Source organism: Streptomyces resistomycificus, assembly GCF_001514265.1.
Taxonomy (GTDB): domain Bacteria; phylum Actinomycetota; class Actinomycetes; order Streptomycetales; family Streptomycetaceae; genus Streptomyces; species Streptomyces resistomycificus.
In genome coordinates this window covers 179545-180271 of record NZ_KQ949005.1, presented here as the reverse complement: position 1 = coordinate 180271, position 727 = coordinate 179545, and the positions used below count along the sequence as shown (strand labels likewise).

Genomic DNA, 727 nt, shown 5'->3' with positions numbered 1-727 from the left:
AGGCCCGCCAGTCGATGAAGGACTTCAAGTCCGATCAGGAGGTGCGCTGGTGCCCCGGCTGCGGTGACTACGCCGTCCTCGCCGCCGTGCAGGGCTTCATGCCCGAACTGGGCCTGGCACGGGAGAACATCGTCTTCGTTTCCGGGATCGGCTGTTCCTCGCGTTTCCCGTACTACATGAACACCTACGGCATGCACTCCATCCACGGTCGTGCCCCGGCGATCGCCACCGGTCTGGCGGCCTCCCGGCGTGATCTGTCGGTGTGGGTGGTCACCGGTGACGGGGACGCGCTGTCGATCGGCGGCAACCACCTCATCCACGCGCTGCGCCGCAATGTGAATTTGAAGATCCTGCTGTTCAACAACCGTATCTACGGTCTGACCAAGGGCCAGTACTCCCCGACGTCCGAGGTCGGGAAGATCACCAAGTCGACGCCTATGGGTTCGCTGGACGCGCCGTTCAACCCGGTGTCTTTGGCGATCGGTGCGGAGGCGTCGTTCGTGGCGCGCACGGTCGACTCCGACCGCAGGCACCTCACCGAGGTCCTGCGTCAGGCGGCCGCTCATCCGGGCACCGCGCTGGTGGAGATCTACCAGAACTGCAACATCTTCAACGACGGTGCCTTCGACGCCCTCAAGGACAAGCAGCGGGCCGAGGAGGCCGTCATCCGTCTCGAGCACGGGCAGCCGGTCCGCTTCGGCACCGACGGCTCCAAGGGCGTCGTCCG

At 65.6% G+C, this 727-nt stretch carries 1 protein-coding gene; it reads left to right on the top strand.

Features of this window, described 5'->3' with window-relative positions; genetic code table 11:
- A partial coding sequence (locus AQJ84_RS37495; RefSeq protein ID WP_063804460.1) for a 2-oxoacid:ferredoxin oxidoreductase subunit beta occupies nucleotides 1–727 on the top strand: 727 nt, incomplete at both ends.